Here is a 7,539-nt window from a genome sequence, read left to right as displayed (position 1 = left end):
TCTTTTCGCGTAGCCCGATGGCACGCAGGATGTTGACAAGCGGCTAAAGATTGCCGTAGTTTCGTTCGAGAGAAACAACGGGCTGAATGATGCCCAGTGTTGTTTCTGACTTTGCTGCATTTCAATATTAGACTTACGGTCCGGCTGGTGATGATGGAGCAGGACAAAGAGCTAGTGTTTTCGGTGGGTAGTAGCGCTCTGATGCGGGAGTTTCTGGAGCGGTCACTATCGTCCCCAAATCGCACGGTGGTAAGCTTTCGTAGCCTGGAGGAGGGTACTCGAGCGACTGCCAGAGGAGCTGTTGACCTAATCATGTATTGCGTAGATGGCTTGAAAAGCCCATCTGACAAGCGTTGTCTGGAGCTCTGGGGGGAGAGGCAAATCCCCGTCATCGTTCTAAGCGCGATGGACGGAATCGAGAATAAGATTAGTTGGTTGAAGCGCGGCGTGGTCGATTACGTGGTCAAGCCATTTGAGATCGAGGACCTCTCGGCCAGGGTCGATGTCCAAATGCGGCAGATAAGAGGTTACAAAGACCTGTTGTCTGCCAATGAGAAGCTTTCGCACGAGGTCAAGAAGATGGAGCGGCTTGCCATCGTTGACGGATTGACGCGGCTTTACAACCATCGCTACTTCCAGGAACGCTTGCGAGCGGAGTTCCAGCGAGCGAGGCGCTACATGGCGCCGTTGAGCCTGATCCTGCTGGACATAGACGATTTCAAGGACGTGAACGATCTCCACGGTCATCAGGTTGGCGACGCGGTGCTTGCTGCTTTGTCGAGAGCTCTGAAGCAGGAGATGAGAGCATCTGACCTGCCGGCGAGGTACGGTGGGGAGGAGATAGCAGTGATCCTTCCCGAGACGGACAGAATGAGCGCTCGTGCGATTGCAGAGCGGCTCCGGGAGAGGATAGAGGGGCTACGCTTCGCTGGTCGCGGCAATGTTTGTTTCTCAATAACTGCAAGTTTTGGGGTCACATCCTTGGACAATAAGATGGGAAGCTCAGCGGAACTCGTCGAGACAGCAGACGACAGCCTATACGTCGCTAAAGCTTCCGGGAAGAACCGGACAGCGGTTTTTGATCGGTGATCGAGCTGGATTACTGAAAGGTCTCACGAAAAGAATGGTTCAGCCGGACGTAGCCTTTCACCTGACGAAGGGGCTTTTGGACGATGTCTTCGATGGCATTCTGATTCTGGACGAGGCTGGGCGAGTGCTATTTGCCAACTCCTTTGCGAAGTCGAAGTTGTGGAGCGGTGCGATCGATGTTTCGGAACGGTCAATAGGGGAGTTGTTTCCGGCGCCTGCGGAGATGAGCTGGGAGGAAGCCTGGCACCTTCTTTGCGAGCGGAGGCAGAAGGTTGAGTTGAACTTTCTTTCGTTGGAGCGCCTGAACACGAAGGAGATACTGTTCTTCGATGCGGTGCTTGTTCCTCGCCTTGGGATGGACGGGGATTTGCAGGGGGCAGTTTGCCTTCTGCACTTCGCCTCTCCCGCGGAGAAGCTTGCAATGGAGGTGGAATCAGCGAAGGAGACGATAGAGAAACAGCTTAGGCAGCTTGAGGACTTCACGGCGATCGGGGACGAGATCGTTGGCGAGACTGATCTGCACCACGTCTTGAAGAAAGTTGCTGAGGCGATTCGTGAGCACTCTAACTTCCGTCGAGTCGTGGTTTCAAGATTCTCTGACAAGCAGGGCAAGCGTGAGATCGCGTGTTCAGGGGTCTCTAAGGAGGAGGAGAGTTTTCTTAGGTCGAAGAGGTGGTCTCCAAGGATCAACAAGGAGGTGTTCTGCGAGCGCTTCAGGATTGGCCACTGCTCTTATTACATTCCTCACGGTCAGACCGACACGATACGCATCTACGGTGTTCAGAGCAAGATTCCTGTCAACGAAATGAAGGACTGGCATCCTAACGACAGCCTGCTAATACCATTGCGCGGGAGTGGTCACAAGCTGATCGGAGTGATCTCGGTCGATGACCCCAAAGATGGAAGAGTGCCAACTGGGGATGCGCTCAGGCCGCTGGAGCTTTTCGCAACCCAAGCCGCTAGAGCCATAGAGGAAGCTACCCTCAAACAGGAGCTGGTGGAGACAAAAGACAGCCTGAGGCACCTGATAGACAGCACCCCCGAAGCGATCATGGCAACTGATGCACACGGCGTCATAACCTTCTACAGCGACGGCGCGGAGCGCATGTTTGGCTACCAGCCTCGGGAGATAGTGGGGAGGCGTCTTTCGGAGTTTTACTCCGACGATCCCGAGGAAGGGCGGGCAAGGGCCCGTAAGATAATGAATGACCTGTTGAACAGCCCGACTGAGACGATAACCAGCAGGATACTTGAGTTCTCGAAGAAGGATGGTGGGCGAGTGCCGATCATGATCTCCGCCGGGATGCTTCGAGATGAGAACGGCGATGTTATGGGGACAATCGGTGCTGCAAGGGACATAAGCGAGGACATAAAACTTCGCCAGCAAATCATGGAAAAGAACCGCAAGCTGGAGGCGAAAAACGCTGAATTGGAGGAGTTTGTTTACGTTGCCTCACACGATCTTCAGGCTCCGCTAGTGTCCATTCAAGGGTTTGGGAGCAAGCTGACGCGGGAGTACAAGGATGTGCTTGGGGAAGACGGGCTTCACTACTTGTCGCGACTGAACGCCAATGTGTCGCGTATGTCTCTGTTGCTGAAGAGCTTGCTGGACCTTTCCAGGGCGACCACCAAAACGCTCCAAAAAGACCCCTGTGACCTCTCTAGCATATTAGATGACGTGCTTGGGGATTATTCGGAGCAGGTGGCGGAGCTGAACGCTGAAATCAGGAGACCTTCTGTGCTTCCTGTTGTCTTATGTGATGGGATCCAGATCGCGCAAGTCCTGTCCAATCTGATCAGCAATGCGTTGAGATACAGATCGGAGAACAGGCGGCCGGTTGTCGAGATAGGTTGTGAAGACAACAAAGCCTCCGATGCCGTCTGCATATATGTAAACGACAATGGGATTGGCATATCTGAGTCCGAGGTTCCCGAAGTCTTCCGTCCATTCAAGCGACTTAGACACAGGGCAACTGACGGCATCGGGATTGGTCTAACCATTGCACAGCGGATTATAGAGCGACATGACGGCAGGATCTGGGCGGAGTCCAATCTTGACGGCGGGACTAAGTTCTGTTTCGAGCTTCCAAAATAAGGGATGTAGTAGATAGAAATGCCTACAAGAACAATAGAGCTGAGTTCTGGCGAGAACACGGGGGCACGGCTGATCGACCTGATCCTGATGATTGAGGATGAGCGTGACCATGCGGAGCTTGTTATCGACGCGCTCAAGGAGGTCGGCAATATCAGGAAGGTTGTTCTAATAGAGAACGGCAATACGGCTCTGGACTACGTGTTCAGAAGGGGTGTTTTCCGGGAAAAGTCGCTTTCACCAAGGCCCGCGCTTATCCTTTTGGACATCAATCTGCCGGGCAAGAACGGGCTCGAGGTACTAAGACTTATTCGAGCGGAGAAACGATTTTCCACCATTCCGATAATTATTCTGACCACATCGCCGAGCGTGGAGACCGTCAAGAAGACCGCGGACCTGGGAGCCAACGACTACGTGATCAAGCCGGCAGATTTCGGCGAGTTCTTGACCCGGATAACGGGTCTGGGTAAATACTGGTCAATGGTTAGCGAGTTGCCAATGCAAAAGGGGATTGGGCAATGAGTGGTGAGTCAGAGGAAAGGATCCTCATAGTTGACGATGACATAGACCACAACGACCTTCAGAAAGATGCGATTCTGAGTTCTTTCGATAGCTGCACTGTCCTTCAGGCGCACGATCCGGATGAATGCCTCGAGGCGGTTGCGAAATCCGAGTTGGACCTGATCGTGCTGGACTACACGCTTCCGGGAATGGACGGGCTCACATTGATGGAGCAAGTTCACGAGCTAAACCCTGATATACCTGTTCTCATGGTGACTGGGCACGGGGACGAGAACGTCGCAGTCGAGGCGATGAAGCAAGGCGCCTATGACTATTTGGTGAAGACCCCGGACATGCAGTTCTTGGAGGCGCTTCCCTTGATGGTCAAAAGAACGCTCCTGGAACATCGGGTGCGCCTCGAGAAGATGGAGCTTGAGGAACAGGTGCGTCAGACAAAGGACTATCTGGAGAAGATCATCGAAAACGCCGGCGAGGCGATCCTAGTTCTGGACTCGTCTGGGAATGTAGTCTCCATCAATCAGGCTGGACAGGAGATGTTTGACAAGAAAGGCACTAGCCTTTTCTCGAGCAGCATCTATGTTCTTGCCAAGAGTGAGGAGGACAGGGGGCACCTGAAGCAGGCGCTCGATTCGGATCGCGCAAAAGCAAATAGGATTGACCTAAAGATGCTCGGCCCGGCTGAGAGGACACTAGATGTCTCTGTCTGCATATCTTGGATCGAGGTAAACGCAGATGCCCGCGCGGTCCTCATAATGCGAGACATGACACAGCTGCTTGACATGCAGCGTCAGCTTATTGAGAGAGAGAAACTTGCGGCTATTGGCGAGTTAGTGGGCAGTGTGGGGCACGAGCTCAACAACAAGTTGGGGCCGATACTTGGCTATGCCGAGTTGATGCAGCGCAGTGTGAAGGATGAGAAGACAAGGCAGCGTCTTCGGGTGATTGAGGACTCAGCACTGAAGGCTAAAGGGATAATTGAGGCGTTGTTGGGATTTTCGAGGCATAGAAAGGCTTTGAGGAGTTATTTTGATTTGAATAAGGTTCTTCATGATGCCCTTTCCCTGATGGAGTTTCAGCTGAAGAAAAACAAGGTCAAGGTGGATTTGCAGTTTGCTGAGGACCTGCCAGACGTCTTCGCCGATAGTGTTCAGGTTCAGCAGGTATTTGTCAATCTTTTGAAGAACGCCTATCAAGCGGTCCAACACTTGGATGACAAGCGGATCTTGGTTAGGACTGCAAGAGAGGGTAGCTCGCTTATGTTTTCCGTTTGCGACAATGGTGTGGGCATTTCCGAGTTCAATCTTGACAGAGTGTTCAAGCCATTTTTTAGGACTGGCGAATTCGGGAATGGGGCCGGTCTCGGCTTGAGCGTGGCGTATGGGATTGTCAAGGAACACAACGGTGATATCGCTCTGAGCAGCACTGAAAAGGGCGGAACGGAGGTAGTCGTCCGGCTGCCGATGCACAATGGCTCAGACCGTTCTCCTCAAGACAGAGCACCGAGGTTGGCATGATGACCTCTGCGAGCCATCACGTAAACGAAATCAAGCTAGTGCTGAAGCGCATATCGGAACTCCCGACGCCGCCGGCAGCGTTATATAAAATGCTGGACGCCCTCTCAAACCCGAAGCTTTCAATGGCAAGAATCTCGAAGACCGTCTTGGAGGACCCCGCCCTGTCCAGCAAGATGCTAAAGCTGGCCAATTCGCCTTACTACGGTTTTCAGAAAGAGGTCAAGAGCGTTGAGCATGCGATGGTTCTTCTCGGGGTTGAAACGGTCAAGGCGCTCGCGCTAGGGGTCTCGATATTCAATACTTTTCACGATTATAGCGACTTAAGAGGCATGAACAAAGCAGGCCTTTGGACACATTTCTTGGCTGTCGGCTTTTGTGCGAACCAGATCGCGACAGCTGCGCAGATGACTGTCCCAGACGTTGCTTTCACGGCCGGCATCATCCACGACATTGGGAGGCTTGCTCTCCTCAGGCTGTTTCCGGCGGAGTCGGCTGCGATAATCGAGAGCATCAAGAATGGTGAGCTCTCGTTGCTTGAGGCCGAGAAGGAGACATTTGGCCTTGACCACCAAGAGGCTGGTGCGTTTCTGGCGGACTACTGGAGCTTGCCGGACGAGCTACACGACTGCATCGCTCTTCATCACGATGAGGCGGCGCTTGAGAAGGGCGGCATCACTGGGGCAATCTACCTAGCGGACAAGATATGCAAACGCCGTCAACTAGGTTGGACTGGAGAGGTAATAACTCCCGAAGTGAGTTCTGATGAGCTTGCCGAGCTGCGCATCAGCCCCGAACAGCTCGCGGAGATTCAGAAGCGCCTCACGGAAAAGGAGCCGTACATGCAAGAGTTTTTTAAGACTATTTGGTAGGGTGGAGCTGTACTCGAGGAAGAACAGATTTGTGACATAATGCGGCCATGAATAAAGAAAGTAAAGTCCACAGCATTTTTTCTGACGAGAATGCTAGCCTCGAGAGCGACATTTTCGGGCTTGTGGATGCACTCGAGCGCATTTTGCAGCGCAGAGCGTTTGATGAGACGCTTCCTGAGTGCGGCACTCAGTTGGGGCGCCGGCTCAAGTCTGTGCTTTCAGATATGTCTGCGCTGCTGCGCGACCATTCCATCAAGATGATCGGCCTGGTCGAGGCGCTTGCTGGGGCGAACAGGCTTTATTCGGAGAAGATCGAGGAGCTATCATCGATGCGTAAGGTCTCAGATGCTCTGAGTTCGACGTTGGACATAGGCGAGACCTCCAGGGTCGCCACGGAGGTGCTTGTAGAGGAAACGGGCGCCGAGAGATGCTATCTCTTTCTTGTTGATGAGCGGACAGGTATGCCCGTTCTTCGCGCTATGAAAAGAGGAAACGAAAGGGCAGCAACTTTCTTCTCGGAGGACGCGCCGGAAATCGACGCCACGATCCAGTATCTTGCTGCTCAGGCTGTGAGAACGTGCGAGCCAGTGCTTTCTGCCGGTGGGAAAGATGGGGAGGCCGGAGACCTTGGGCAAATCGTCTGTTTCCCGCTGCTGACCTCTGGTAAATCAATTGGTGTTGCTGCCCTGATTGGGTCTGCTGGGAGCCGCGCTCCGGCCAGTGCGGGACGTGTTCTTGGGATACTCGCCAGCCAAATCGCAGCAGCGCTTGTTTACAGTCATCTTTATGCAAAGCTGGCAATAGCACAGAAGGTTCAGACGATCGTCGAGACGGCAATAACCGTCAACCACCAGATCAACAACCCGCTCTCGGTTGTCCTTTCGAGCGTGGGGATGCTGAGGCGCCAGATCGCCCAGAATGACCTAAAGGATTTCGAATCGAGGCTTTCCGACATCGAGGACGCCGTATCGGACGTGCAGGGTGCGACGGAGAAGCTCGCCTCGATTATCTCGCCTGTTGTTGAGGAATATGCCAATGGGACGAGGATGATAAGTTTAACAGATTCTGACACTACTTCATCTCTTTCCCGCGTGGAGTTTCTCGAGAAGTATAAGAAGCTCTTGGAGCAGATGCGGAAGGACGCGGACGAGCGTTCATGCTACGAGCCGGAGCGGACCGAGAGTATTGCGCAGATTGGAGCCATTCTTGGGCGCACAATCGGCCTTTCTGACCCGGAACTAGATGACCTGAGGATGCTTTGCCTCTGGCATGACGTCGGCGTTACGGCGATCGACGACAAGATATTGCGCAAGCCCACAGAGCTAGACAGTGACGAGATGCGCAACATCAAGGAGCACCCCAAGATCAGCGAGCGCCTCCTTCAGCCGGTTCACGGAACGGGAGGGTTCGTGAAGCTTGTTCGGCACCACCATGAAGATGTAAACGGTGAGGG

The 7,539-nt window shown here is 53.5% G+C and carries 6 protein-coding genes; all 6 read left to right on the top strand.

Annotated elements, in window-relative coordinates; translation table 11 throughout:
• Positions 1-96 precede the first annotated feature (96 nt).
• A complete protein-coding gene (locus tag VM163_05805) occupies positions 97-1,089 on the top strand; it encodes a diguanylate cyclase (GenBank protein HUT03387.1) in 993 nt (330 codons plus the stop codon).
• 34 nt (positions 1,090-1,123) lie between these two features.
• Positions 1,124-3,184, top strand: coding sequence for an ATP-binding protein (locus tag VM163_05800; GenBank protein HUT03386.1), 2,061 nt, complete (start codon positions 1,124-1,126; stop codon positions 3,182-3,184).
• An 18-nt stretch (positions 3,185-3,202) separates the two neighbouring features.
• On the top strand, positions 3,203-3,703 hold the full coding sequence (locus VM163_05795; protein ID HUT03385.1) for a response regulator: 501 nt from the start codon (positions 3,203-3,205) through the stop codon (positions 3,701-3,703).
• Positions 3,700-5,217, top strand: coding sequence for a response regulator (locus VM163_05790; GenBank protein ID HUT03384.1), 1,518 nt, complete (start codon positions 3,700-3,702; stop codon positions 5,215-5,217). The genes VM163_05795 and VM163_05790 overlap by 4 nt, the downstream gene beginning before the upstream one ends.
• Positions 5,214-6,086, top strand: a complete 873-nt coding sequence (locus VM163_05785) for an HDOD domain-containing protein (GenBank protein ID HUT03383.1) — start codon at positions 5,214-5,216, stop codon at positions 6,084-6,086. The genes VM163_05790 and VM163_05785 overlap by 4 nt, the downstream gene beginning before the upstream one ends.
• 47 nt (positions 6,087-6,133) lie before the next feature.
• The coding region (locus tag VM163_05780) for a GAF domain-containing protein (GenBank protein ID HUT03382.1) at positions 6,134-7,539 on the top strand (1,406 nt) is incomplete at its 3' end.

It is taken from the genome of bacterium (genome assembly GCA_035527515.1).
Classification (GTDB): Bacteria; B130-G9; B130-G9; order B130-G9; family B130-G9; genus B130-G9.
Note: the sequence above shows the minus strand (reverse complement) of the source record. Positions and strands in the feature narration are given on the sequence as shown.